Origin of the sequence: Flavobacterium omnivorum, assembly GCF_900099915.1 — a bacterium.
Classification (GTDB): Bacteria; Bacteroidota; Bacteroidia; order Flavobacteriales; family Flavobacteriaceae; genus Flavobacterium; species Flavobacterium omnivorum.
The window spans coordinates 130,729-157,724 of record NZ_FNDB01000003.1; the positions used below are offsets into that span (position 1 = coordinate 130,729).

Below are 26,996 nucleotides of genomic sequence, written 5' to 3' on the forward strand. Positions count from 1 at the left end.
CAATTCCTCTTTTAGTTGAATTTTCTTTTCACAAACCATTGTTCGTTAAGTGAAAAACCAACACTTACGTTCGCATAGTTTTCCTCTACTAAGTTGGCAGCAGTAGTTCCTCTTTTTCCCAATTCAAGACCAATATTTACATTAGAGAATGTTCCCGTCAACGGCAACCCTACTCCAACTGTTACTGCCATATCTTGGATAGGTTCTGTGTTAATGACCAAACCTGTATTCTCAAATCTAAAACCACCTCTATAAGTAATCCTTTTGGCATAGCTTGTAAAGGAGTTGTAATTAGGCATATAATAGCCTCCAATACTATATTTGGAGTGCTTCTCGTAAGTCACATTGCCAGGTGAATTATAATTATTACTTATAGAACTCGGTTCCTGAAAAGTATAACCAACTCCAATCAACCATTTTCTAGCTTCCCCAAAACCTGCTGAGGCAGCATATTTACTTGGCATTTTTAAATTTCTCTCTGTTTTCACATCTTCCAAAACATCTACAACTGACAAATCAAAATTTAAATCATATAATGCTGTAGCAATATTTCTAGTGTTTTTAGCCTTTAAAGTACTTTCTAAAGAGTAATTAAAACTACTGAAAAAAGATATTTTTTTATAAAATTTGGTTTGATACATTACTCCGGCATTGAAATTAACCCCAGATAAATCTACTGTATTTAATTCTCGAGTACCTATTGCAATATCCGTAATATATTCAAAATTATTAGTTTCAATTTTTCCGAAATTATAATTCACATCAGCCCCTATGCTTAAACCCTTCATTATTTTATAACCCAGACCAATGAATGCTTTGTTCAAGCCTCCTTTTCCATTAAAACTTTGATTGTTTTCAGTAAGCGATCCTGCTGTTCTAATTTTATAACCAACGGAAGAGTAGGGTATCAGTCCAAAACCTAAACCAAATTTACCAAGTGGTAAACCTACGGCCAAATAGTCTAAAGTGGTTCTACGCGCATTTGAAGACTCGGTGTCTGTTTTTAATTTTGTACTAGCCTGAGTACCGCCTAAAGAAAATGTGGTTAGTTTCAAACTTGCGAAACTAGCCGGATTTTGTAAGTTCATGTGAATACTATCCTGCTCAATAGCAATTCCACCCATAGATCGATTTTCTAAGGTTCCTTTGAATCGCACATCACCTATTCCGTAAAAAGAGTATGGCGATGATGTCCCCTCTTGAGCAAAAGATACTAATGATAAAAGCAAACAAGCGCTTACTATAATTTTTTTAATCATTTTTGATTTTATATTGAAATGTTTGGTTCAAACTTTCCAAAAGAAAATTTGAATTGGCAAATATGGTATTTTTTAATCGTTTAGCCAAAAAATCTGTGTCCCCACCCGTTAAAATTATTATAAAATTTGAATACCGTGTACTATATTCTGTTATAAAACCGTCAATCTCATAAACTAATCCATTGACTACGCCAGAATGAATAGAATTTGAAGTCGAGTTCCCTATTAGTTCTTTAGGACTTTTTAATGCCAGTAAAGGCAATTTTGCAGTGTAATTGTGCAATGACTCATACCGCAATCGCAGTCCTGGCGTGATAGCTCCGCCCAAATAATTATTTTGGTGATCAATAAAATCATACGTTATACAAGTTCCTGCATCAATAACTAGTCGGTTTTGACTGGGAAACTGAAAGACTGCTCCAGCTGCGAGGACCATTCGGTCTATCCCTAAAGTTTTGGGAGTACTATATCTATTTTGGAAAGGAAAAGGATCTTCATTGGAAACAAAACAAATATTTAGAACCGAATCAAATGCTAAAAACGACTGCTTTTCGACATCTCCTACGGAGGAAACAACCAAATGAGCTACTTTTTGAAATTTATTTAAAATATTTTTAATGTTTTTCTCAAGCTCTATTTTGGTAAAAACAAAAATCTCTAAAAGGATAGCACCCTCAAAGACAGCTGCTTTAATTCTGGTATTTCCCACATCGACAACTAAAATCATAATTTGGTTTTTGGTGCTGCGAAGGTACGAATTGATTTTTTTTAAAAAATGTTTTGGATAAACTAAAAATCATTCTATATTTGCACCCGCAATGAGCAAGCATTACAGCTTTCGAAAAGCACAAATAAGGTACCTTAGCTCAGATGGTAGAGCAATGGACTGAAAATCCATGTGTCCCTGGTTCGATCCCTGGAGGTACCACAAGACCCGAATAGAAATATTCGGGTTTTTTGTTTTAAAAATCTACTAAAACCATTAATTACACCTGAAATAGTGGATAAATTTCAGCAGTTTTTTACAGAACCATTAGCGCATCTATTATTATAAGCAAACAATTAGCTTCGGATTTTAATATACCTGATAAACGCTGCATTTTCTTTTTTGTCTCTTGAAAAAATACCTTACAATTTATTAAATTGGAACTTTTGCCCTCCAACTGATGCTTCATACATGAGCCCTCCTTTTTGCATTGTAAAAACCATCACACCATCAGCATACTTTACATTAGTTGAAGCACCGGCCGTCACAGCAACCGCCGAAGCTTGGGCAGAAAACTCGAATTGACTACCTTTAAATCGCTCCAAATCATTTTGTCCTTCAAAAAATATCACCTCTCGATAGGCTTGTCCACCAGCCTGAAACCCAATGCTTACTTGCGAGAGTTTAGCCATACCTATTATTTTTCCTCGCTCATAAACCACACCGTTACCCGCTGCACCACCAATTCCAAATCCGGCTTTACCCACATTGGGGAAAATAACGTAACCGTATGCGTCTTCAAACAGACCCTTCATTAGCGGATCCGCTTTAACAAACTCAACCTTTGCCATCTTACTATCGGCGATGATTTTATTTTTCTTTGCTTTAGATTGCCCAAAAACGGATGCTATACACAGCATACAAACCATCATCACTACCCAAATACTATTTGATTTTTTCATCTCTCTAGATTTAAATGTTACTAAAAAATTGAACCACACTACCTTACTTTTGCTAAACAAGAAGCGAAATATGGCTATTCAAATATACCATATTTTTTTAAAATAAATAATAAATAGCTTGATTATCAACACCATAGGTAAAAAAATTCAAAAAGACATTCCTCCGATTCGATTATAGCAGGAAACATTTAAATAAGTGGTATTGCCTGTTAAAAAACGGTATCGCACCAAAACGATTGAAAACACTTCGTTTTTGCTTTCAATAAAATAAACTAAGGATTCTTTACTAATCACCGTCATAGCTTTCCTTTATAATTAGGTTAAGAAATAAACGACTCATTGGTATAAACTCCTCCAATTCTTTTCAAAACAGCTAAAAACTATCAAAGATATTCTTTCGCAGGACCTTGGTTAAAACAAAAACTACGCAACGTAAAAGTTATACAAGAAATACTTTAAAACAGGCTACAGTATTGTCAAAACCATATCATTTTTTCAATAAAAATGCACCTTTCGTAAATATAAAACGATATAATTATATAATTCTCTTTTATAATGTTGCAAGATTACTATATTTATGCAAAATTTATATATATGGAGATTTTAAGCTGTCCAAAATGCCAAAGCAACCACATCATAAAAAGTGGTGTAATTAACAGCAAACAAAGGTACTTATGTAAAAAATGCAATTATTTTTTTACGGTTAATAAAATTGGAAAAAAGATAGATGACTATTACGTAACTAAAGCATTACAGCTGTACTTAGAAGGTCTAAGTTTTCGGGAAATAGAGCGAATAATAGGGGTTTCACATGTAACGGTGAGCAACTGGGTAAAGTCTTATAATATCAAAAAGCCCTCTCACGCCAACTACCATCCAACCTATAAGATTTTTAGCCACTTAGAACTGGTAGAATTTTTAAAAAACAAGGAATTACTCTCAGGCGCAGGGATGATTATTACCGAACTTGGCGATAAGTTTATGCTCATTAAATGGGAGCGATTTAAAGATTAACTATAGTACTTTACACAAAAATATATTCGAATTTTTTTCTAGAATAAAATAACTGAATTTGGCACTTTATTAACAAACCATTTAATAACCAATTTCTATTTATGAAAAAAATATTTTTTACAGCGGCAATACTACTATTGTCTCTTGAAGGATTTTCACAAGGCTCCACCGACTATGGTGCCGGACTGAAATTTAATCTGAACGAAGACGGTTCCAAATTCATGCGCGTAATTGCTTGGAACCAGATCTGGATGCGTTCCGCTCAGATGAATCCTGGAACAATGATTGGTGGAGAAGCAACATCCACAGCGACCGATATAGGCAACAGACGCTTGCGTTTTCTAGCCTATGCACAAATATCCAAAAGATACATGATCTTAACTCATTTTGGTATTAACAACCAAACTTTCATTAACGGTGGCGCAGCAGGAACCTCAGGTACTGGCGGCTACGGTGCCGGGAAAAAACCAGGTTTATTCTTTCATGACGCGTGGAATGAGTATGCAGTTGTATTACCAGAAAAAGACAAAAAATTTAGTTTCACTCTCGGTGCAGGATTGCATTATTACATGGGATTATCTAGATTAACAATGGCTTCTACTTTAAATTTTCTAACTATTGATGCTCCTATTTTTAACTGGCCATTAATAGAAAATTCAGATCAATTTGCCAGACAAGTAGGTCTATTTGCTAAGGGAAAATATGGAAAACTTGAATATCGCTTGAGTTACAACAAACCTTATGCTACCAACTTAACACCTGCAAACACCACGAATGCATCGAATGCCGTAGCTGTAGATAACAGTGGTATGACAAAATGGTCTAAGGCTGGTTATTTTGAATACCAGTTTTTAGATCAAGAAGCCAATGTATTGCCTTTTAAAGTAGGTAGCTATTTAGGAACTAAAAAAGTATTCAACATTGGAGCTGGTTTTTACACGGCCCCTGATGCCACAAAAACTTCTGTAAACAGTACTATCAACAAACATGACATCAAACTTTTCTCTGCTGATGTTTTTCTTGATATGCCTATTGGAAAAAAAGAAAACAAAATGGCTGTTACAGCTTACAGTGTGCTATATGATTATGATTTTGGTCCTAATTATTTGCGTAATGTTGGGATTATGAATATTGGCTCAGTAGATCCTAATTTTACAGGAAATAGAGCAATAGCAGGAGCTGGTAATGCACAACCTACTATTGGATCTGGAAACATATGGTATACACAAGCGGGTATTTTATTGCCTAATAAAGAGGCAAAACCTAAAGTTAGAATCCAACCCTTTGGTGCTGTTACATACAAAAACTTTGATGCTTTAACACAGTCGAGCACACAATTTGACGTGGGATCAAACTTTTTTATAGACGGACACCATGCCAAAATAACGGCACAATATTCAACTAGACCTGTATATACCTCTCTAACAAATCGTTCAGGATCATTAGGAGACTTCATAGTACAACTTCAAATCTATCTATAATCAATTTTAAAAATAACAATACATGAAAGAAAAATCAACAAAAGGAATTTGGAAAGTTATTTCCGCATCCTCAATGGGTACCATGATCGAATGGTATGACTTTTACATCTTTGGAAGCTTAGCAGTTGTAATTTCAACTAAGTTTTTCCCTTCGGATAATCCAACAGCTGCTTTCTTATCAACTTTGGCAACATTTGCAGCAGGGTTCGTAGTTAGACCGTTTGGAGCCCTTTTCTTTGGAAGATTAGGAGATCTAATTGGAAGAAAATACACCTTCATGGTTACTTTGCTTTTAATGGGTGGTGCTACATTCTTAATAGGCTGTATCCCAAGTTATGAAACCATTGGATTTATGGCTCCTTTATTAGTATTAATTCTTCGTTTATTACAAGGTCTTGCATTGGGTGGTGAATATGGTGGAGCAGCGACTTACGTGGCCGAACATGCGCCAGTAGGACAAAGAGGATATTGGACTTCTTGGATTCAAACTACCGCAACAGTTGGTTTGTTCATCTCTTTAATGGTAATCCTTGCCACAAGAAATATCCTAACACCGGAACAATTTGACGAATGGGGATGGAGAGTTCCATTTTGGTTATCCATTGTAATGGTTGGAGTTTCGTATTTGATTAGAAAAAACATGGATGAATCACCTGTTTTCGCCAAAGCTAAAAGCGAAGGAAAAACAAGTACAAATCCTTTGAAAGAAAGTTTTGGAAATCGATACAATATGAAATTTGTATTATTGGCTTTATTTGGAGCTACAATGGGACAAGGTGTTGTTTGGTATACTGGTCAGTTTTATGCAATGAATTTCATGAAAACAGTAATGTCCATTGATTCCTCTCAAGTGGATACTTTATTAGGAGTTGCTTTAATTCTTGGAACCCCATTTTTCGTGTTTTTTGGTTGGTTGAGTGATAAAGTAGGTAGAAAATACATTATGATGGGCGGTATGTTATTGGCTATTTTATTATACAGACCAATCTACAAACAAATGTACGAAACCACATCAGTAAAAAACAAAACTGAAATGGTGGAAAAAACTACGATACTTGCTGAATTGAAAGAAAATAAAAAGCAAACCATGGATTCTATCTATACGACTAACAAAGAGTATGTGGATGGAACTACTTTTCAAGAAATAAAAACCGTACATTTAGAAAACGGTGTAGCAATAGTAGTGGATGGGAAAGCGAAGGTTGATACTAAAACAACGGTAAAAATTAATTCTAGTGACAATTGGGCTTTAGTATTTTTAGTATTCATACAAGTGATCTTTGTAACTATGGTTTACGGTCCTATTGCCGCATTCTTAGTTGAAATGTTCCCAGTAAAAATCAGGTATACATCGATGTCATTGCCATACCACGTAGGTAATGGAATCTTCGGGGGTTTACTTCCTGCTATTTCAACCTATTTTGTTACCAATGCAAAAGACCTCGGTCATCCGGAATTTTATCTTGAAGGACTTTGGTATCCAATTGTTATTGCTGCAGTCAGTTTTGTAGTTGGAATGGTTTACATTAAAAATAAAGATAAAAACGCTCACGAATAAAAACACAGCTATGAATCAATTAAAAAGAATATTAGGACTAGTTTGGATTGCATTAGCAGCTGCCGCAGCCTATTTTTGCATCTTCACTTTTGGATTACCAAAATTGATGTCTGGAAAACAAGAAGACTTAGTTTTCGGAATAATTATACTCTTTATACTAACCCCATTAATTGTTTTGGGATTGGGAACCTTTGGGTACTTCTCCTTAATGGGAGATTACGATGAAAAAGACAATTAACCAAACCATTACCACAATAGACAGTCTCTGCATTAATTTGCAGAGGTTGTTTATTTTTTTAAACAAAGCCTCCAATTCTAAAACAGAATTTTAAAAAAAGGCAAAAGTACATTCTGCTGAAAAGCAAACCGCATCTTCTTATGAAAAAGAGACATGAACAAAAGTTGGTTATTCTTTCAATGCTAATGCTATTGGCTTTGAACGTGCCTCTTTTGCTACTATTTGACAGTTCAAAACCCCTTTTTGGGTTTCCAATAATATACATTTATATCTTCTCGGCATGGCTGTTTTCAATTGCTATCTCGTACTTAATTATAAAAAGATATTATGAATAGTATTGGACTTTTACTGATATTGGTGCTTTATTTGTCGATTCTTTTTTACATTGCCTATTGGTCTGAAAAAAGAAGCCACTCTAAATGGACAAATAATCCCTACGTATATTCCTTTTCCTTAGCCGTTTATTGCACTGCTTGGACCTATTACGGCAGTATTGGTGTGGCCGCAGAATCTGGTTTAAGTTATTTGCCTATTTACTTAGGCCCAATACTTATCGTCCCTACATGGATGGTAATTCTCAAGAGAATCATTAGAATTTCGAGAGTAAATAAAATTTCCAGCATTGCAGATTTTATTTCTTTACGATACGGAAATAGTAGATTTCTTGGGGCATTAGTGACCATAATTTGTGTTATTGGCATATTACCATACATTTCTTTACAACTAAAATCAATTTCAGACACTTTTCACATTGTTACAAAAACACAAGCAAGTGATAATATTTTTACTGATACTACAACCTACGTTTGTTTAACTTTAGCTTTATTTGCGTCATACTATGGCACAAAATACGTAGATGCTTCGGAAAAAAGACGCGGCATTGTTACAGCGGTTGCTATGGAATCTATCTTGAAACTCGTTTTCTTTTTAATTGTTGGTATTTATGTAACCTATTTTGTATTTGATGGATTTGATGATATTTACCAAAAAGCTTCAGTGCTTAAAGATTTTGACAAAAAAAATTCGATAGGTGGCATTACAAATGGAATCAACTGGTTTTTTCTTTGTATACTATCAATGTTTGCTATTTTCTTATTGCCAAGACAATTCCACACCGCAATTGTGGAAAATAATAAAGAAACTCACATTCGAACAGCCATCTGGCTATTCCCCTTGTACCTATTGCTTTTTAACCTTTTTGTATTTCCAATAGCCTGGGGTGGAAACATTCTTTTTGACGGTAAAGGCCACAATTCAGATACCTATTCACTGCTAATTCCTCAGTTTTTTAATAATAATGTATTGACTGTTTTAGTCTTTCTAGGTGGGTTTTCAGCAGCGATTTCGATGATAATCGTATCTTCCATTGCTCTTGCTACCATGCTGAGCAACAACCTACTGATTCCGTATGGCTTTATTGGATCATTGGAAAACTCATCACAGAAAAAGAACAGTAAGCGTATTGTAAACAGCCGTAAAATAGGAATATTTTCGCTTATCATTTTAGCTTATGCAATTTACCGAATATTCATTTTAGATTATTCATTGGTTTCCATTGGTCTAGTAGCTTTTGTAGTTATAGCACAATTAGCACCCTCCTTTTTTGGCGCTATATTCTGGAAAAGAGGCTCAAAAAACGGTGCGATTACAGGAATAATTCTTGGTTTTTTTATCTGCTTGTACACCCTTTTAATCCCGTATGCTATGGGGCTTACAAAATCTACAAGTCTTTTCATTCAGGAAGGACCTTGGAGCATAGCACTATTAAAACCGTTTCAGCTTTTTGGTTTAGATTATTTAGAACCCATTCCACATGCTTTTTTTTGGAGCTTACTAATTAATATCTTGAGTTATGCAGCGGTATCAGTGAGTTTTCAAGGAAATTACAGGGAACGTAATTATGCCGAAATGTTTGTAGATATTGACAAATACATCACCAATCATGAGAATGCGTTTGTATGGAAAGGGACCGCTTACATCTCGGATATACAAAAAGTATTGCAGCGCTTCTTGGGCGAAGAAAGGACTAAAAGAGCCTTGACTATTTTTAATTTAAAATACAATGTTGATAAAGACATCACCACAGCGGATGCTCGCTTTATAAAATTTGCGGAGAATTTATTGACGGGCCACATCGGTACGGCTTCTGCCAAAATATTAATATCGAGTGTTATTAAGGAAGACAAAATTAGCCTGCCGGAGGTGTTGCGCATTTTAGAAGAATCAAAAGAAAACCTTATCATTAATAAAAAACTGACAGATACTTCCAATGAATTAAAAAAAATATCGGAACAACTAAAAAATGCGAATCAGCAATTAGTCAATAAAGACATTCAAAAAGATGAATTTCTAGACACAGTTACCCATGAACTAAGAACACCAATAACCGCCATTCGGGCAGCAAGCGAAATACTTCACGACGATGACGACATTCCGGAGGAGTTGAGAAAACAGTTTCTACAAAACATCATATCTGAATCCGATCGTTTGAATCGTTTGATTGATAAAATACTGGATTTAGAGAAATTTGAAACCGGAAAACAAAAGATTTATTTGTCCAAAAACAATATTTCAAGTACCATAAAAAACACTTTGGATTCCGTACAACAATTAATAAAAAATAAAAAAATAAGTGTCGAATTTAACAGCGCTTCCAAGGAAATAAAAGCCTTTTATGACGAAGAACGAATCATCCAAGTCATTCATAATTTACTATCGAATGCCATAAAATTCAGTACAGAAACAGAGGGAAAAATAGTGATTTCGATTTATGAGAATAAAAATAATATTGAAGTCAGAATACACAATAACGGCAAGGGAATTAAGAAAGAAGATTTTGAAGCCATTTTTGATAAATTCTATCAATCTCGGAACCAGAACGTAAAAAAACCAATAGGAAGTGGATTGGGCTTAGCCATTTGCAAACAAATTATTGAGCATCACAAAGGCAAGATCTGGGCAGAGGACAATGTGTTGGAAGGCGCCACTTTCGTATTTACTTTACCCAATTATAACACAGCAGAAAATAGTTAACAAGATGAAGAAGATTTTAATTGTAGATGACGAACCTAATATAGTAATGTCATTGGAATATACGTTTAAGAAAAATAATTTTGAAGTTTTCATAGCACGAGATGGTCAAGAGGCTTTGGATATTTTAAATAAACAACTTCCAGACGTAATTATTTTAGACGTTATGATGCCCATGGTAGACGGCTTTGCAACATTGGAACAAATAAAAAAAGACGAACGCCTTCGGCATTGCAAAGTGATTTTTCTATCGGCAAAAAATAAAGAAAAAGATATTGAAAAAGGCCTCTCTTTAGGTGCAAATTTATATGTAACCAAGCCGTTTTCAATTAAAAAACTAGTCGATCAAGTTCATGAATTAATTCAATAAGAGACAAATTCAAAACAATGACATACAAGGAAGTTTATGAGGACAGCATTGACAAACCGGAAAAATTCTGGGCAGAACAAGCTGATGCAATTGAGTGGTACAATAAACCGGAGACGATTTTGTCGAAAGATGAAAACGGATATCCGCTTTGGTACAAAGATGGGGAATTGAACATTTGTTATCTGGCATTAGACAAGCACATTCAAGATGGTTGTGGCGATCAGGTCGCTTTTATTTATGATTCTCCGGTGACACAAACCGTGAAAAAATACACTTTTTCGGAAGTAAAAACCGAAGTCGCAAAACTCGCGGGAGGCATGCAATCATTAGGATTAAAAAAAGGCGATACCGCTATAATCTACATGCCAATGATTCCTCAAACTGCTTTTGCGATGTTGGCTTGCGCTAGAATTGGCGTGATTCATTCTGTTGTTTTTGGAGGTTTTGCACCAAATGAATTGGCCATCAGAATCGACGATTGCAAACCAAGAGCAATTATTACCGCTTCGTCAGGAATTGAAGTGGATCGTTTGATTGCATACAAACCTTTGGTGGATGAAGCCATTTCGTTAGCGAGTCACCGACCAAAAAAAGTAATCGTATTCAATAGAAAATTAGGCGCCAGAATTCCGTTTAAGAAATACGATGTAGATTACGATGCCTTGGTTTACGGTTCAGAAGAAACGCCTTGTGTTCCTGTTAATTCGAATCATCCGCTGTATATTTTGTACACATCCGGAACTACTGGAAAACCAAAAGGAATTGTAAGAGATACCGGTGGATATGCTGTGGCATTGAAATTTTCGATGAAATATATCTATGATGTAAAAGAAGACGAAACTTTTTGGGCAGCATCGGATATGGGTTGGGCAGTTGGGCACAGCTACATTCTTTACGGACCGCTATTGAACCGAAATACCACCATAATTTTTGAAGGAAAACCGATAAAAACTCCAGATGCGAGTACGTTTTGGAGAATAATTTCAGAGCATAAAGTAGGCACCATGTTTACCGCTCCTACCGCTATTAGAGCCATCAAAAAAGAAGATCCTGACGGAGAATTCATCAAACAATATGATTTGAGCACTCTTAAAAATCAATTTTTGGCGGGAGAACGTTGTGATAATGCTACGTTAGAATGGTACCAACAGCACATTCCTATTCCTGTAATAGACCATTGGTGGCAAACAGAATCGGGCTGGCCAATGATTGCAAATTCCCTTGGTATTGAAAAAATGCCGGTAAAATCAGGTTCCGCAACTAAAGCAGTTTGTGGGTATGATATTCGGATTTTTAATGAAAACGGTGACGAATTAAAAGCCAATGAAGAGGGCTTGGTGGTTGTAAAATTACCTTTACCTCCTGGAAATATGTTAGGAATTTGGGAAAACGAAGTACGTTTCAAAGCAGGTTATTTCAGCAAATTTGACGGATATTATCTCTCTGGCGATGGTGGCTATAAAGATGAAGAAGGTTATATTTTCATCACGGGAAGAACGGATGACGTGATAAATGTAGCGGGACATCGATTGTCAACAGCAGAAATGGAAGAAGTTGTTGCTTCCCACCATTCCGTTGCTGAATGTGCCGTTATTGGAATACAAGATGAATTGAAAGGGCAAATTCCTCTGGCATTGGTGGTAACCAAATCAGGAGATGAAATCGAACATTATCAATTGGAACAAGAAATCATTAAACTGGTTCGTCAGCAAATTGGCGCAGTTGCCTCGTTGAGAAATGTGGTTATTGTACAACGATTACCAAAAACACGTTCGGGGAAAATCCTGCGAAAACTGATGCGCAGCATTACCGATGGCGAGGAATTCCAAATTCCGTCCACCATTGATGACGAAAACATTGTGGAGGAAATCGTTACCACATTAAAAAAGTATAAAATAGGAGTTTATAATATTTAAAATTTACCAAAATCATGAGTTACTATAAAATTAATAATTTAGAAGAGTACTTTAAACATTACAAAAAATCAGTTCGTGAACCCAAAAAATTCTGGGACAAAGTGGCGTCTGAAAATTTTACTTGGTACCAAGAATGGGATAAAGTTGTAGACTTTAATATGGCTGAAGCCGATATAAAATGGTTTACCAATGCGAAAGTAAACATTGTAAAAAACTGTATCGACAGGCATCTTGCTAAAAAAGGAGATAAAACAGCCATCATTTTTGAACCAAATGATCCAAATGAAGAGGCATTGCATATTTCGTATAATGAATTGTACGAACGTGTTTGCAAAATGGCGAATGTCCTAAAAGAACAAGGCATACAAAAAGGAGATCGCGTTTGTATTTACTTACCCATGATTCCTGAATTAGCCATTACCACTTTGGCCTGCGCCAGAATTGGAGCCATTCACTCAGTTGTTTTTGCAGGATTTTCCGCTTCGGCAGTTGCAGCAAGAATCAATGACAGCGAATGTAAAATGGTAATCACTTCAGATGGTGGATATCGCGGGAACAAAACCATCGATTTAAAAAGTATCGTTGATGAAGCCTTACTGAATTGTCCTTGCGTTGAGAACGTTTTAGTAGCTAAAAGAATCAACTCAACTATTAATATGAAAGAAGGTCGTGACCAATGGTTGCAACCACTTTTAGACCAAGCTTCGGATAATAATGTAGCCGAAATAATGGATGCCGAAGATCCTTTATTTATCCTTTACACTTCTGGTTCAACAGGAAAACCAAAAGGAATGGTTCACACTACAGCGGGTTATATGGTGTATTCAGCCTATACGTTTAAGAACGTTTTTAATTATGAAGACAATGATATTTTCTGGTGTACTGCTGATATTGGCTGGATTACCGGGCATTCTTATATTCTTTACGGACCGTTATTGAACGGAGCTACCACGGTAATTTTCGAAGGAGTTCCGTCTTATCCCGATTTCAGTCGCTTTTGGCAAACCATCGAAAAGCACAAAGTGACCCAGTTTTACACGGCACCAACCGCCATTAGAGCTTTGGCAAAAGAAAGCATCGAGTATGTACAAAGATATCAATTGACTTCTTTAAAAGTAATTGGATCCGTGGGAGAACCCATCAACGAGGAAGCTTGGCATTGGTACAACAACCACGTAGGAGACAAGAAATGTCCTGTCGTGGATACTTGGTGGCAAACGGAAACAGGAGGAATTATGATTTCGCCAATTGCGTTTGTAACGCCAACAAAACCTACTTATGCTTCGTTACCATTACCGGGAATCCAACCCGTTTTGATGGACGAAAAACGCAACGAAATCGAAGGCAATCAGGTGACCGGAAGTTTGTGTATTAAATTTCCTTGGCCGGGAATAGCCAGAACGATTTGGGGCGATCACCAACGTTACAAGGAAACCTATTTTTCTACCTTTCCAGGTAAATATTTCACTGGCGACGGCGCTTTACGTGACGAAGTTGGGTATTACAGAATCACTGGCCGTGTAGATGACGTAGTTATTGTCTCGGGACACAATCTGGGAACTGCACCGATAGAAGATGCTATCAATGAACATCCTGCGGTTGCCGAAAGTGCGATTGTAGGTTTCCCGCATGACATCAAAGGAAATGCGTTGTATGGTTTTGTAATTCTTAAAGAAACCGGAGAATATCGTGATAGAGAAAACCTAAGTAAAGAGATTAACCAGCACATATCCGACCATATTGGACCAATTGCAAAATTGGATAAAATCCAGTTCGTTTCCGGTTTACCAAAAACCCGTTCCGGAAAAATCATGCGTAGGATTCTGCGTAAGATTGCCGAAGGAGATTACTCAAATTTTGGTGATACCTCAACATTATTGAATCCTGAAATTGTGGACGAAATCAAAGACGGTAAGATTTAATTTTTTAGTTTTAATTGTAGTTAAGAACTGCTTCAGTAATGAAGCAGTTCTTTTATATAAAAACGGCTGTCTTTTAAGGGACAGCCGTTTTTTACTAATTCAAGGATTCTTCTACCAATTGTAGTTATGCTAAAAGCGTCTGGTTTAGCGACAATAGCTTACACTTATTTTTAACTAAGCAGTTGAACCTATTTAAGGTCGTACTATAAAATGAGTGAAATAATATTTAACATAGAAGTCATATAAGCATTAAACCTTAAATGACCTTATTGTTGTTTAACGTATATAAGCCTAACAAATGAAACTTAAATGACTTATATGGTAAAAAAAATGCACCATTGTTTTATTCTTATTGCTTATCATTTTAAAACCCTATCTTTTTTAACCTTTTAGAAACGATAAAAATTTTAGTTTTTTAAAAGTTTCAATACTTTCATTTCATTATTTTCATCAAATGCTTTTACGATGTAGAGTCCTTGATTCAAATCACTAACTGAAAATTGAGTTCCTGCTGTCTTATTAACATCAAAACTTTTTACCAATTGTCCCGTGATAGAAAATAACTGCACTTTAGAAGTTGTTTCATTCAAAGTGAAATAATCAGAAGCTGGGTTTGGATACAACACAATCGTTGGTGATTTTTCGTAATCCGCAATAGCCAAGGATGCTGTTTTGTTACCGTAGATTTTAAATTCTCCCGGTTGCAACGTAATTGCCGCTGAAGTACTAATCACATTAATAGAGTTATTATCCATTAAGTTATACCAAGTTCCAGTATAAGGAAATCCTGAAGGGACGTTTTGAGGAATTACATTAAAGTTAGCGACAATCAAAACATCTTTCAGCTGGCTTGAAGCCAATGCGCTATTCGTGATTTTGATATTCGGAAATAACGAACTACTACTATTAATTGTTACAGTTCCTGAAAATACTGGTTCCATGGTTTTCATAGTAATCATTTTCGCCCAATCATCGTAAATTTTGCTTCTGTTAGTGTCTCCAAGCCAATTGCCTGTCCATTGCGGTTGTGGCTTAGTATCTAATTTACAGTCCCCTGATGTTGCATCAGTCGGTGAATTTACACTGCCATTGTTACAAGAGAATATAGACGTATCCCAACCTAGTTCTCCAAATTGCCAAATCATTTTTGGTCCTGGAACCAGCAAAGAAACAGCACCCAAAGCTGACATTCTAGACAACGCAACGTTTAATGTTTTAACATTATGATCCGGGTTTGAACTATTTCCTGACTGAATGTTATTATACATTAAGCGCTCTTCATCATGACTTTCAGCATAACCCATCAATCGGTGTGAGGTAAATCCTCGACTTGAAGAACTCATTCTAGAAATATTACCCGCATACCCTTTAGTTAAATTATTGTACTCCGAGGTCAATATTCCCCACATCATAACGCCTTTACTTGGCGTTTCGTTCAGCCTATAATTGGCCCATTGTTGTTCTTCATCATTACCGCCCAAATGTTCAAAAATAACGTAATGATTGGCATCTAAACCCCAAGAATAGTCTGCATATTTTTGCAACACTTCTACCCTATCTTGTTGTTTGCTACCAGTACAATTTTCTTGACCACCTGCTACATTAGCAGGACAATTTTGGGTAAAACCTTTGGTTAAATCCCAACGGAACCCGTCAATTTTATATTCTTCTACCCATTGTTTGATGACACGTTGCACATAGTTTTGTGTTCTAGGTTGCTGGTGATTGAAATCCTCGCCTACACTATAACTATGCATTGCTGTTGTATTAAAATACGGATTTTCAGTTGAAGGAGAACCCCAACCATCTCCGTCAGGATCATTCATCCACATCCGAAGCATTGGATTTCTACCAAAAGCATGATTTAAAGCGACATCAAGAATAACGGCAATTCCGTTTTGATGGCACAAATCAATAAACTCTTTCAATTTATCCGAAGTACCATAGAATTTATCCAATGCCATATGAAAAGAGGTATTGTATCCCCAGCTTTCGTTGCCTTCGTATTCCATTACAGGCATTAACTCAATCGCATTTATCTTCAAATTTTTGAAATAATCGATTTTATTAATTAAGTCTTGATAGCTTCTGTTGGCATCAAAATCCCGAACCAATAATTCATAGACTACTAATTTTTCTTTTGCAGGCTTAACAAAATTTGTTGAAGCACTACTCCATGAATACGGAGTTTTTCCAGTTTGTAAAACGGTAACTTCTCTTTCTTGACCAACTGGATAGACCGGCATATTTGGATATTTGGAAGCAGGAATCCCGCCATCATCATAAGGAGATAAGACTAAAGTTGAATATGGATCTGCCGTTTTCACCAATGAAGGTGTCCCAGCAATAGGAGTTTGGTCCACCACCCAGTATTGGTAGGTATAATTTGCACCTGAAACTAATCCTGTTAATTCCAACCAAAACTTTCCTGAAGCCGGATCTTTTTTCATCGCAAAAGAACCTGTAGGTTGCCAATTGTTGAAACTTCCAGCAACATATACAAAGTCTTTAAATGGAGCATCTACAACCAAAGTCGCTTTTGTAGCATCGGTTGTATTGTAATTAATTCCATCTATTAAACCTGCTGCCAATGCTGCACTAACCACATTTGGATTCACTATGGCACTAAACTTTTTGGTGATTATAGTTGTTCCTTGTGTAACTTGTAATTCGTAATTCTGATTTCCATTAATAGCAGAATGATTGAAAGAATAACTGGAAGTTGCCGCATTAGTATTTAAAGTTGTACCGTTTGCTTTTAATACATAACTGGCATTTCCACCGGTATTGGTAGCTGCAATACTCAAACTTCCGCCTGATGCAATTATGGTCGCGCTATTTTCCTTGGGAGCAGTTAAGGTCACTTGAAAACTACCTACTTCAGCTAGTATATCTTGTGATTTTTTATCTCCTGTACCGTCTTTGGCTTTGACCAAGAAACCGATCCTTCCTATTCCATTTCTGTTGTAAAAGGTAATTGGAGTAATGGTTTTTGTGTAGGTATCTGAACCAGCGTTATAGGTAAATAGGTTCGCTTCATTGGATGCAGTCCATGCACCATTTGTAGGACAATCAACAATATTGGCATCATTGATATCAAAAGACCATGCCCACATATACAATGCATTCCCACTAACACCCCAAGCGGCTTCATTTACACTACTACCGTTAATAGTAATTGTAATTGAAGTAGTTTCTTCGAAAGTAGCTGGATTAATGCTATAAGTAACTGCTTGTTGTTGAGCAAATGTTGCCATTGAACAAAAAAGCAACAATAATAGTATAATTTTTTTCATAGTTAGATTATGATTAAATTAAAAAATAAAAAAAAAGGCTACCCATAGATAGCCCTTTAATTTTTTGAAATAAATTATTTTTGATTAGGAATCATCAAATAACTACCATCTAAATCATTGAAATAGATTTTGTATTTTGATTTAGCAACTGGTAAGTCACCCCCGCTTGTTCCGTTATTTGGGAATGCTGAAAAAGCAGTGTTTCCACCCCAATTTACGTCCCATGCATTATTTGCTCTAAATTTAGCTTTACCGTCATTTAATGGCAAAACATTTATAGACCAAACATGTGAATTGAATGTAGATTGAGTTAATGCTGTTGAAGCATCCCATTTTAATGGTGTACTATCTCCAATGATACCTACGGTAGTAAATGTTGCAGCAGCAGCTGCATTATACGTCACTAAAGTGTATTTTAATGTTTCAGTATTCATTGTGAAAGTATAATATCCTTCCGTTGCAATTTCAAAAGATGATGGATCTGAATCAGCTTCAGTAGGTCTAGCTACAATAGCTCCATTATCCCCTTTACCATACATTGGAGCCCATTGTCCAGGTGTAGAAATTAGTTTGAATGCACCAGCTTTGAAAAAACCTGTAAACTGATATAAGCTTGGATTAGTTCCGCTTCTAAATAATGGTTGGTTGTTATTATTATTATTCCATCCCGAAGCAGTTGCATCACCTACAAAATACCAGTCAGTAAAAGCATAAGGAATTAATCCTGTGTATGGATTCACTAAAATAGTCAATGGAGTTTCAGACATCATTTTTTCCATTCCAGCTAAACTTGACATTACTTTAACATCATAAGAACCTAATACATCAGGTGTACCACCCAAGGCAATTATTGCGTTGTTTAAAGTTTTAACCGTAACCTCGATTTGGGTAGCGCCAGAAGTTCCGCCTATTTCAACTGCTTTTGTAAAATCACCCCCTTTAACGTCGATTAGAAGTTTGTATCCAATTTCTACATTTCCATCGTACGTAGCTTTCGTCCAAACAAAACGTTCTGCAACTTCTTCTGCATTATCTTCCAATAAAACATACGCTTTATCGTTTTCTGGCGCTACTAATTCAGGAGTATCAATTCCCTGAATTACTGGTCTATCTTCTACATCCTCTACGCTACAAGACAAGGCAAGTACCGCAAATAAAGCAATTACTGATTTCGTTATATTTTTCATTTTTTATTTATTTTTTATAGTTATTAATATCCAGGGTTTTGTTGTAATTTATTATTTGATGACAATGCAGTAGCAGGAATAGGAAATAAATTTCTAAACGCTTGTGTTGGAGCTCCACCAGATACGTTTCCTTTCCAAGGCCATAAGTAGCTACCGCCTGAAAATTTACCAAAACGAATTAAATCCGTTCTTCTGTGTCCTTCCCAATGCAATTCTTTTGCTCTTTCGTCAAGAATTAAAGTTGCACCTGTTGCATCAGCAGTAAGCGTGCTTATCATCGAAGCATTTGCTCTAGTTCTCAACGCATTTACATACCCTCTAGCCGTTCCAAGATCTCCTACTTTACCAACAACTGCACATTCAGCATACATTAAATATGCATCAGCTAAACGGAACATTGGAAAATCTGAATCAGAGAAATCACCTGATTTATCTGAGCCCGGAACACCGTTTACCGTTACATTTCTAAACTTTTGAATAGCATATCCATCTGTGAAATTACTAATATCAACAATTTCTTTCGTTTGCCCATCGGTGTAAAATTGACCCCTTGCGTCAGTAGTGTTTGCACTAAACTTGTCTACAAATGCTGCAGTTGTTCTGATTCCAGCCCAACCACCATTGATTCCAAATTCAGATGCTTTCATCGAACCACCCACTGGAGCGTGCGTCAAGAAAGTAGTTCCGCCGTACGTTTGCGTTCTAAGACCGTCAAAAGCAATTGTGAAAATAAATTCGTTTTGAGCTCCATTTCTATCATTATCTGCAAAAAATAATTGGTTATAATTGTTGTGCAATGCATAACCAGAAGCAATAACTTTATTGATTAATGGCAATGCTCCAGCATAATTATCAGTTCCAATGTATACTTTAGCATTCATATACAATTTTGCTTGCAACATCCAAGCAGCTGCTTGATCTACTCGATACGCTTCATTTGATTTTGGCGCTTTTAATTCTGGAATGATCGCAGTTAACTCCTCATCAACAAATTTGTATAATTCTGCTCTTGTAGCATATTCAGGATAGTAAAAGGTCGTTGGTGAATTTTCAGTAACCAAAGATCCACCACCAAACATATCAATTAAGTGCCAGTAGGTAAATGCTCTAATGAAACGTGCCTCGGCTCTATACGTCTTAATTTCTGCTATCAAAGCAGCATCAAGACCTCTTGCAGCTAATTTTTCATCTGTAGTTTGTCTAAGAAACTCGTTACAGTTTACAATTTGGAAAGAGAAACGAGCAAATGTAGCTGTGATAAATCGGTCTAATGAAGTCCATGTTTGTGAGTGAAGATCTTTTATAGTTCCGTCATTCCAAGCAATTACCGCTTCATCCGTAGTCAGCTCCTGCATCAACCAAAATCCTCTGATATACTGACTTTCTCCTTCATCAATTCCGGAGATATCTGGAGAACCAGCAGCCGTTTGACCTGAAGTAGCAAATCCTGCATATAATTTAGCCAAATTTTGTTTGTACGATTCTGGCTTGCTAAAAAATTCTTCACCAGGAACAGCAACGTTGCCCTCTGGAGACTGGCTTAAATCATCTGTACACGATGGGAATAATAGCACCAACAGTAACAATGAAATACCCCATAATTTTGTTTGTATCTTTTTCATTTTTCTTGATATTTGTATTAGAAATTAACGTTTAAACCTAACGTAAAAGTTATTGGTCGTGGGTATAAATTTCCATCTATACCTCCAGAAATCTCTGGATCCAAACCTTCATATTTTGTAATTATCAAAACGTTTTGAGCAGACAATGTCATTTTTACTAATGAAGAAGCTTTGTCTTTTTGATTGAAAGTATATCCAACACTTACGTTATCTAATCTTACAAAAGAAGCATCTTGAATGTAGTAATCGGATTCAAAACGTTTGGTATCATTAGATCTGAAACCCGTTTCCAATAGATTTTCAACACCGTTAGATAAATCCGTGTTTCTGATCAAAATGTTATTGAAAGATCCTTTGCTTGAATCTACGTTGTTGTAATTGTAGTTACCCCAAGATCCTCTCCAGTTCATTCCCATATCAAAGTTTTTGTAGGTTACACTTGTATTGAAACCGTAAAAAACATCAGCTGCTGGTTTGTGGAAACGGTATTTGTCTTGTTGTGTAATCAATCCGTCATTATTTCTATCGATATACACGCCGTCTATTGCTTTTCCATCTACACCGTACGCTTGCTCATATACATAAAATGAACTTGGCGCAAATCCTACTTGGTGATTTTGAATCGTATTTCCTGTAGCACCTTCATAACCGCCAATGTTTATTCCTGGAGTATTTGGTTGTGTAGTGGTCAATTTTGTGATTTTAGAATCTTGGAACGTTACGTTTCCACCAATTCTCCATTCAAAATTGTCATTGCGAAAAGGAATCACTTCTGCTGCAATTTCAATTCCTTTGTTTTCTATCGTTCCTACGTTGTAATTATCAAAGTTTGAGAATCCGAAGAAAGAAGGATTTTGAGTGTTCAATAATAAATCTTCAGTAGTTCTTTTGTATAAATCTACACTACCGTTTATTCTATTGTTTACAAATCCAAAATCTAAACCTGCATTAACCGTAGTGGTTTGTTCCCACTTCAAATTACTATTGTATGGTTGTGGTCTATATGTGGTATAAAAATCACTTCCAAATTGGTATTGAGCAGCTGTATTAGAAGCTAAGTATAAAGGAATAGAAGGATAGCTAATTCCAATATCTTGTTGTCCAGTAATACCCCAACCTCCACGAAGTTTCAAAGTAGATATACTTGTTACGTCTTTCAAGAAGTTTTCCTCATTCAATTTCCACGCTAAAGCAACTGCAGGGAAATTAGCCCAACGATTCGACTCCGTAAATCTTGAGGTACCATCACGTCTATAAGACAAAGTTAATAAGTACTTATCAGCAACTGAAATATTTGTTCTTGCAAAAAACGATTGCAAATTGATACGGGAAGGAAAGTTAGGATCAACAGTAGTATTATTACTTTGGAAATTAAAATTTGAAGAGTTAAACGACTCTCTAAAATCTTGGTACGAATACCCTCCAGTTACATCTACTTGTGTATCAATAGACTCCAATTTTTTATTATAATTAAAAAACAAATCCATCAATTTATTGAAACGGGATTGTGTTCTTTCGTAGGTATTGTTATACCCAGAACCAGAAAGCCCATTTAGATAATCAGCTTCAGTATTACCAAAAGATCTTCCTGTTAATTGATCGTAACCAAGATTAGCAACTGCTTTCAATTCTGGTAAAAAATGCATTTTATATTCTGTTTGGATGTTTCCAATACTTCTATAAGCAGTTCCAAAGCTATTTTGTTGTTCAATTAAAGATAAAGGGTTTCTTCCTGATAATTGGTTTATTTGAGTTGGAGAAGTATACCATTGGAAAAAAGTTCCATCAGGATTTCTGACCACTTGTGTTGGATCAAAACGAATCGCTGAACCAATAGCACCACGATTACTATATACACTATTTATAAGAGAGGTATTGTTGTTCACTTCAATTTTTAAATGATTATCTAAAAAGTTCCCTGTTACATTTGCAGACATGGTAGTACGCTCCATATTATCTCTTTTCAAGATACCATTCAAATTAGCATATCCTACCGATGCTCTATACACGATGTTATCAGAACCCCCGCTTAAAGAAACATTATGATCTGTACCAATAGCTGTTCTATAGATTTCATCTTGCCAGTCCGTATCAGCAGCACCCATTAATGCAATTTGAGCAGCATTTCCGTTCGCCGTTACAAAATCTCTGAACTGTGTACTAGATAAAGCATCTACTTTATTTGTAATTTCAGATACTTGAAAATTTCCGTTGTAGTTTATTTGTAAATCACCTGCTTTTCCTTTTTTGGTAGTAATGATGATAACACCATTCGAAGCACGAGAACCATAAATAGCCGTTGCCGAAGCATCTTTTAAAACCGAAATAGATTCAATGTTATTCTGGTTGATAGTTGTCAACGGGTTTCTACTTCCTTCTACTCCACCAGCAGCAACTGGCACACCATCAATTACGTACAAAGGATCGTTATTTGCTGATAATGAAGATCCGCTTCTGATTCTAATAGTTGCACCTTCACCTGGTGAACCCCCTCCGTTGATAATTTGCAAACCAGCTACTTTACCTTGAATCATCTGATCCGCAGAAGTTACTGGCCCTTTATTAAAATCTTTTGAAGTAAGCACCGTTACCGCTCCAGTAGCGTCTTTTTTCTTAACAGTTCCGTAACCCACTTGAATTACGACTTCTTTTAATTGATTAGCATCTTCTTCTAAAGATACGTTTAATGAATTTTGAGCAACATAATCCACTACAGTGTTCATGTAACCAATATAAGAAAAAACGATTTTATCGCCTCTTTTTACATTTGTCAGCTGATATTTACCATCAAAATCAGTAGAAACTCCATTAGCGGCACCCTGTACATTTACATTTACCCCCGGAATTGGTTGTCCAGATGCTTTATCCAGAACAGTTCCGCCCACCGTATTCTGAGCCAGAACACTAAAAGGGAGTAGCAGTAATAAAATTAACAACTTTTTATAAATTGTTTTCATACTTTTTGTTTAATTTAATTTAATTTTTCTTGAATTTTCAAGCTTAACTAGTACTTCGAATGTTAAATTTATGTAAATTTTAGTACTCCCGACAAAGACCAAATTTTAAAGGGTTACGAAAACGTAATAGTGTTGAAAACTTTCTGATTTATTTAAATTTTTATCACTTTAATTATTATTTGTAAAATTTAATTTTACCTTTAGTAAGAAATATTTTTTTACCAAAAACCACTATGAAAAGGAAAATAACGCTTAAACAAATTGCAAAAGAATTAGACGTTTCCATTTCAACGGTTTCCAAGTCACTTAGAAACAGTCTCGAAATAGGCGAAGAAACTAGACTTAAAGTGCAGGCTTTCGCCAAATTCTACAATTACAAACCCAATAATATTGCGCTTAGCTTAAAAAATAGAAAAACCAAAACTATTGGAATCATCATTCCAGAAATTGTGCACCATTTTTTCTCGACCGTAATCAACGGAATAGAACAAGTGGCCAACGAACATGGTTACAGTGTTATCATCTGTCTTTCAGATGACTCCTTTGACAAAGAAGTGCTTAATATGGAAATGCTTGCCAATGGAAGTATCGATGGTTTCATCATGTCACTCTCCAAAGAAACCCAGTTTAGAGGAGATTTTCATCACATTACAGAAGTTATCAATCAAGGCATGCCAGTTGTCATGTTTGATAGAGTCACGAATGACATCCTGTGCGACAAGGTGATAATTGACGACCAATCTGCAGCGTATGAAGCCGTTCAAAGCTTGATTGACAAAGATCGGAAAAAGATCGCTCTTGTGACCACTGTAGATTACGTGAGCGTAGGTAAACTTCGAACAGATGGTTACATTAAAGCACTTTTAGACAATGACATCCCCTTCAATGAAAACCTAATTATAAAGATCGAAGATGTAGACACTTGCGAGATTACCATTGGAAAATTATTAGAAGACAAAGCTATTGATGCTGTTTTTGCTGTCAATGAACTATTTGCTGTGACCATCATTAAAACTGCCAATAAAAGAGGCCTAAATGTCCCTAAAGATCTAGCTGTTATCGCCTTTACGGATGGAATAATTTCTAAATATTCTACTCCCACCATTACAACAGTGAGTCAAAATGGCATAAAAATGGGAAATAAGGCCGCAAAAATGCTTATTGAAAGACTCGAATCGAAAGAAGATGAGGAAGATGAAAACTATAAAACCGAAGTAATTGAAACCCATTTGATCGAAAGAGAATCAACGAATTAGCTTTAGTTTGTTAATTTTTGACTTACTACAACCTTGTAGTTAAAAAAGTTCTCTATTTTTTGTTTCTCAAAAACAAAAGTTTGAAATATATTTTTATATTTACCCCTCAAAACTTTAACTTTTACTTCGAAAATAAGATAAGTTTTGATAAGCATAGCGCTTATCGTATTAATTTATAAATTACGATAATGGAAAAGCGTAGATTAAGTTTCTGGGAAATTTGGAACATGAGTTTCGGTTTCTTGGGAATCCAGATGGGTTTTGCCCTTCAAAATGCTAATGCCAGCAGAATTCTCCAGATTTTTGGCGCAGATGTACATGAACTATCCTGGTTTTGGATTATTGCCCCGTTAATGGGTCTTATTGTTCAGCCAATTATAGGACATTACAGCGACAAAACGTGGGGGAAATTCGGAAGACGAAAACCTTTCTTTTTAGTAGGTGCTTTATTAGCCTCAATTGGACTAATATTAATGCCTCAAGCCGAAATTTTCATCGCTTTTCTACCTGCCTTATGGGTTGGTGCCGGAATGCTGATGATTATGGATGCGTCATTTAATATCGCCATGGAACCTTTCAGAGCTTTAGTGGGAGATAATTTAAGAACCGACCAAAGAACTCTTGGTTTTAGCGTACAAACCGCATTAATTGGTTTTGGTGCTGTTATTGGTTCTTGGCTTCCTTATGTTTTAACGAATTGGTTTGGCGTTTCCAATAGAGATGAGGATGGCGGCGTTCCCATGCACCTGATTTTATCTTTCGTCATAGGAGCGGCTATTCTGGTAGTTTCCATTCTAGTTTCCATTTTTTCTGCCAAAGAATATTCTCCTGAAGAGTTAGCACAATTTGAAGACGAAATGGCACATCAGGAAACTAAAGTGGCTGATGCCAATCCAAAAGAATCCAGTTTATTGGACATTTTTGATGATTTCAGAAAAATGCCTACCACGATGCGACAATTAAGCTGGGTACAATTTTTCTCTTGGTTTGGTCTTTTTGGAATGTGGGTTTTTACCACTCCAGCCATAGCCCATCATATTTATGGCTTACCCATTTCGGACAGCAAAAGTGAGGCCTATCAAAACGCAGGAGACTGGGTTGGAGTCCTTTTTGGAATTTACAATTTAGTTTCTGCATTCTATGCCTTTGCGCTACCGTATATCGCAAAAAAAATTGGTCGAAAATTAACACACTCTATATCCTTAATTATTGGAGGAATCGGGTTAATATCTATCTATTTTGTTCCTAATGAAGACTGGTTAATTCTTTCCATGGTTGGTGTAGGTATTGCTTGGGCAAGTATTTTATCGATGCCATATGCCATATTAGCTGGATCAATTTCTCCAATGAAAATGGGAGTTTACATGGGTATTTTCAACTTCTTTGTCGTTATTCCCCAAATTATCAATGCCTTAATTGGCGGACCATTAGTTAAATATGTTTACAATGACAATGCCATATTTGCATTAGTAACTAGTGGCGTCAGCTTCTTGATTGCTGCAATTTTAGTTGTTAAAGTGAAAGATGTTGATGACGTAATAAAACAATAATAATGAATACAAAAGCATTTATATTCGACCTCGACGGAGTAATTGTTGACACCGCAAAATACCATTATTTAGCGTGGCAAAAAATCGCTGCTGAATTAAATATCGAATTTACACACGAACATAATGAATTATTAAAAGGAGTAAGCCGCGTGCGCTCTTTGGATATCATATTAGAATTAGGAAAAGTAACTGCATCACAAGAAGACAAAGACAGATGGTTAGTTCAAAAAAATGAGGACTATTTATCCTATTTAGTTGACATGGATGCAAGCGAAATTCTTCCGGGAGTTTTTGAAATTTTGAAATTTCTGAAAGAAAACAACCAACCCATCGCTTTGGGTTCAGCCAGTAAAAACGCAAGACCTATTTTGGAAAAAACAGGATTGCTATCTTATTTTGACGCTGTTGTAGATGGAAATGATGTGACGAACGCCAAACCGGATCCGGAAGTTTTCTTAATGGCTGCAAAATTACTGAACATAAAACCCGAAGATTCGATCGTTTTTGAAGATTCAGTAGCGGGAGTTCAAGCGGCAAATATTGGAAACATGACCAGCATAGGAATAGGAGAAGCAAGTACTTTGCATGAAGCAAAATACATCTTTACCGATTTTACAGCCATAGACACCGCTTTTATAGAAAAATTAATTAAAGGATAAAGAAACAAATTTT

18 protein-coding genes and 1 tRNA gene are annotated in these 26,996 nt (G+C 35.9%); 12 read left to right on the forward strand and 7 right to left on the reverse strand.

From position 1 onward, the window contains the following. Window positions 1-11: 11 nt before the first annotated feature. Together BLS90_RS04315 and BLS90_RS04320 are read right to left on the reverse strand one after the other, a co-directional pair. On the reverse strand, window positions 12-1,259 hold the full coding sequence (locus BLS90_RS04315; protein WP_091255665.1) for a hypothetical protein: 1,248 nt from the start codon (window positions 1,257-1,259) through the stop codon (window positions 12-14). After that, window positions 1,252-1,986, reverse strand: a complete 735-nt coding sequence (locus BLS90_RS04320; RefSeq protein WP_091255668.1) for a type III pantothenate kinase — start codon at window positions 1,984-1,986, stop codon at window positions 1,252-1,254. The genes BLS90_RS04315 and BLS90_RS04320 overlap by 8 nt, the downstream gene beginning before the upstream one ends. Window positions 1,987-2,114: 128 nt before the next feature. Between BLS90_RS04320 and BLS90_RS04325 the strand changes: the two genes are divergently transcribed. Continuing rightward, window positions 2,115-2,187: transfer RNA gene (locus BLS90_RS04325), tRNA-Phe, on the forward strand. Between the two features lie 200 nt (window positions 2,188-2,387). Here BLS90_RS04325 and BLS90_RS04330 read toward each other — a convergent pair. Beyond that, a complete protein-coding gene (locus tag BLS90_RS04330) occupies window positions 2,388-2,927 on the reverse strand; it encodes a lipid-binding SYLF domain-containing protein (protein ID WP_091256069.1) in 540 nt (179 codons plus the stop codon). Window positions 2,928-3,521: 594 nt separating this feature from the next. Between BLS90_RS04330 and BLS90_RS04335 the strand changes: the two genes are divergently transcribed. The 8 genes from BLS90_RS04335 (at window position 3,522) to acs (ending at window position 14,456) form a co-directional block, all read left to right on the forward strand. Next, entirely contained in the window at window positions 3,522-3,941 is a 420-nt protein-coding gene (locus tag BLS90_RS04335) for an IS1/IS1595 family N-terminal zinc-binding domain-containing protein (RefSeq protein ID WP_073352781.1), read from the forward strand. Window positions 3,942-4,042: 101 nt separating this feature from the next. Continuing rightward, a complete protein-coding gene (locus tag BLS90_RS04340; RefSeq protein ID WP_091255675.1) occupies window positions 4,043-5,422 on the forward strand; it encodes a porin in 1,380 nt (459 codons plus the stop codon). A gap of 22 nt (window positions 5,423-5,444) precedes the next feature. Continuing rightward, window positions 5,445-6,980 (forward strand): MFS transporter, encoded by a 1,536-nt coding sequence (locus tag BLS90_RS04345; protein WP_091255677.1) that lies wholly within the window; start codon window positions 5,445-5,447, stop codon window positions 6,978-6,980. Between the two features lie 10 nt (window positions 6,981-6,990). Then, window positions 6,991-7,218 carry a DUF6814 family protein gene (locus BLS90_RS04350; RefSeq protein WP_073352818.1) on the forward strand — a complete coding sequence of 76 codons (228 nt, stop codon included), beginning with the start codon at window positions 6,991-6,993 and terminating at the stop codon, window positions 7,216-7,218. A gap of 327 nt (window positions 7,219-7,545) precedes the next feature. Further along, window positions 7,546-10,251 carry a sensor histidine kinase gene (locus BLS90_RS04360; protein ID WP_091255679.1) on the forward strand — a complete coding sequence of 902 codons (2,706 nt, stop codon included), beginning with the start codon at window positions 7,546-7,548 and terminating at the stop codon, window positions 10,249-10,251. A 4-nt stretch (window positions 10,252-10,255) separates the two neighbouring features. Beyond that, window positions 10,256-10,618: a response regulator transcription factor gene (locus BLS90_RS04365; protein ID WP_091255682.1), complete on the forward strand. Its 363-nt coding sequence runs from the start codon at window positions 10,256-10,258 to the stop codon at window positions 10,616-10,618. A gap of 17 nt (window positions 10,619-10,635) precedes the next feature. Further along, entirely contained in the window at window positions 10,636-12,534 is a 1,899-nt protein-coding gene (locus BLS90_RS04370) for an acetate--CoA ligase (RefSeq protein WP_091255684.1), read from the forward strand. 14 nt (window positions 12,535-12,548) lie between these two features. Next, window positions 12,549-14,456: an acetate--CoA ligase gene (gene acs, locus BLS90_RS04375; protein WP_091255686.1), complete on the forward strand. Its 1,908-nt coding sequence runs from the start codon at window positions 12,549-12,551 to the stop codon at window positions 14,454-14,456. A gap of 407 nt (window positions 14,457-14,863) precedes the next feature. On the opposite strand, the gene BLS90_RS04380 is transcribed toward acs, so the two are convergent. From BLS90_RS04380 to BLS90_RS04395, 4 genes are all read right to left on the reverse strand, one after another. Then, window positions 14,864-17,752 carry an alpha-amylase family glycosyl hydrolase gene (locus BLS90_RS04380; protein ID WP_091255688.1) on the reverse strand — a complete coding sequence of 963 codons (2,889 nt, stop codon included), beginning with the start codon at window positions 17,750-17,752 and terminating at the stop codon, window positions 14,864-14,866. Between the two features lie 74 nt (window positions 17,753-17,826). Beyond that, on the reverse strand, window positions 17,827-18,939 hold the full coding sequence (locus BLS90_RS04385) for a SusE domain-containing protein (RefSeq protein ID WP_091255691.1): 1,113 nt from the start codon (window positions 18,937-18,939) through the stop codon (window positions 17,827-17,829). A gap of 23 nt (window positions 18,940-18,962) precedes the next feature. After that, the gene (locus BLS90_RS04390; RefSeq protein ID WP_091255693.1) at window positions 18,963-20,561 is read right to left on the reverse strand and encodes a RagB/SusD family nutrient uptake outer membrane protein; all 1,599 of its coding nucleotides are present in this window, start codon (window positions 20,559-20,561) and stop codon (window positions 18,963-18,965) included. 17 nt (window positions 20,562-20,578) lie between these two features. Beyond that, window positions 20,579-23,518 (reverse strand): SusC/RagA family TonB-linked outer membrane protein, encoded by a 2,940-nt coding sequence (locus BLS90_RS04395; protein WP_091255696.1) that lies wholly within the window; start codon window positions 23,516-23,518, stop codon window positions 20,579-20,581. A 233-nt stretch (window positions 23,519-23,751) separates the two neighbouring features. On the opposite strand from BLS90_RS04395, the gene BLS90_RS04400 reads away from it, so the two are divergent. The 3 genes from BLS90_RS04400 (at window position 23,752) to pgmB (ending at window position 26,983) form a co-directional block, all read left to right on the forward strand. Then, window positions 23,752-24,774 carry a LacI family DNA-binding transcriptional regulator gene (locus BLS90_RS04400; protein WP_091255700.1) on the forward strand — a complete coding sequence of 341 codons (1,023 nt, stop codon included), beginning with the start codon at window positions 23,752-23,754 and terminating at the stop codon, window positions 24,772-24,774. A gap of 188 nt (window positions 24,775-24,962) precedes the next feature. Beyond that, a complete protein-coding gene (locus BLS90_RS04405; protein ID WP_091255702.1) occupies window positions 24,963-26,324 on the forward strand; it encodes an MFS transporter in 1,362 nt (453 codons plus the stop codon). A gap of 2 nt (window positions 26,325-26,326) precedes the next feature. Next, window positions 26,327-26,983 carry a beta-phosphoglucomutase gene (pgmB, locus tag BLS90_RS04410; RefSeq protein ID WP_091255704.1) on the forward strand — a complete coding sequence of 219 codons (657 nt, stop codon included), beginning with the start codon at window positions 26,327-26,329 and terminating at the stop codon, window positions 26,981-26,983. Window positions 26,984-26,996: the final 13 nt, after the last annotated feature.

Bases quoted from the DNA above. Each gene is read 5' to 3' on its own strand.
- acs (WP_091255686.1), top strand. From the start codon at position 12,549: ATGAGTTACTATAAAATTAATAATTTAGAAGAGTACTTTAAACATTAC.
- pgmB (WP_091255704.1), top strand. From the start codon at position 26,327: ATGAATACAAAAGCATTTATATTCGACCTCGACGGAGTAATTGTTGAC.
- BLS90_RS04390 (WP_091255693.1), bottom strand. From the start codon at position 20,561: ATGAAAAAGATACAAACAAAATTATGGGGTATTTCATTGTTACTGTTG.
- BLS90_RS04365 (WP_091255682.1), top strand. From the start codon at position 10,256: ATGAAGAAGATTTTAATTGTAGATGACGAACCTAATATAGTAATGTCA.
- BLS90_RS04350 (WP_073352818.1), top strand. From the start codon at position 6,991: ATGAATCAATTAAAAAGAATATTAGGACTAGTTTGGATTGCATTAGCA.
- BLS90_RS04405 (WP_091255702.1), top strand. From the start codon at position 24,963: ATGGAAAAGCGTAGATTAAGTTTCTGGGAAATTTGGAACATGAGTTTC.
- BLS90_RS04340 (WP_091255675.1), top strand. From the start codon at position 4,043: ATGAAAAAAATATTTTTTACAGCGGCAATACTACTATTGTCTCTTGAA.
- BLS90_RS04395 (WP_091255696.1), bottom strand. From the start codon at position 23,518: ATGAAAACAATTTATAAAAAGTTGTTAATTTTATTACTGCTACTCCCT.
- BLS90_RS04360 (WP_091255679.1), top strand. From the start codon at position 7,546: ATGAATAGTATTGGACTTTTACTGATATTGGTGCTTTATTTGTCGATT.
- BLS90_RS04335 (WP_073352781.1), top strand. From the start codon at position 3,522: ATGGAGATTTTAAGCTGTCCAAAATGCCAAAGCAACCACATCATAAAA.
- BLS90_RS04385 (WP_091255691.1), bottom strand. From the start codon at position 18,939: ATGAAAAATATAACGAAATCAGTAATTGCTTTATTTGCGGTACTTGCC.
- BLS90_RS04320 (WP_091255668.1), bottom strand. From the start codon at position 1,986: ATGATTTTAGTTGTCGATGTGGGAAATACCAGAATTAAAGCAGCTGTC.
- BLS90_RS04315 (WP_091255665.1), bottom strand. From the start codon at position 1,259: ATGATTAAAAAAATTATAGTAAGCGCTTGTTTGCTTTTATCATTAGTA.
- BLS90_RS04400 (WP_091255700.1), top strand. From the start codon at position 23,752: ATGAAAAGGAAAATAACGCTTAAACAAATTGCAAAAGAATTAGACGTT.
- BLS90_RS04380 (WP_091255688.1), bottom strand. From the start codon at position 17,752: ATGAAAAAAATTATACTATTATTGTTGCTTTTTTGTTCAATGGCAACA.
- BLS90_RS04345 (WP_091255677.1), top strand. From the start codon at position 5,445: ATGAAAGAAAAATCAACAAAAGGAATTTGGAAAGTTATTTCCGCATCC.
- BLS90_RS04370 (WP_091255684.1), top strand. From the start codon at position 10,636: ATGACATACAAGGAAGTTTATGAGGACAGCATTGACAAACCGGAAAAA.
- BLS90_RS04330 (WP_091256069.1), bottom strand. From the start codon at position 2,927: ATGAAAAAATCAAATAGTATTTGGGTAGTGATGATGGTTTGTATGCTG.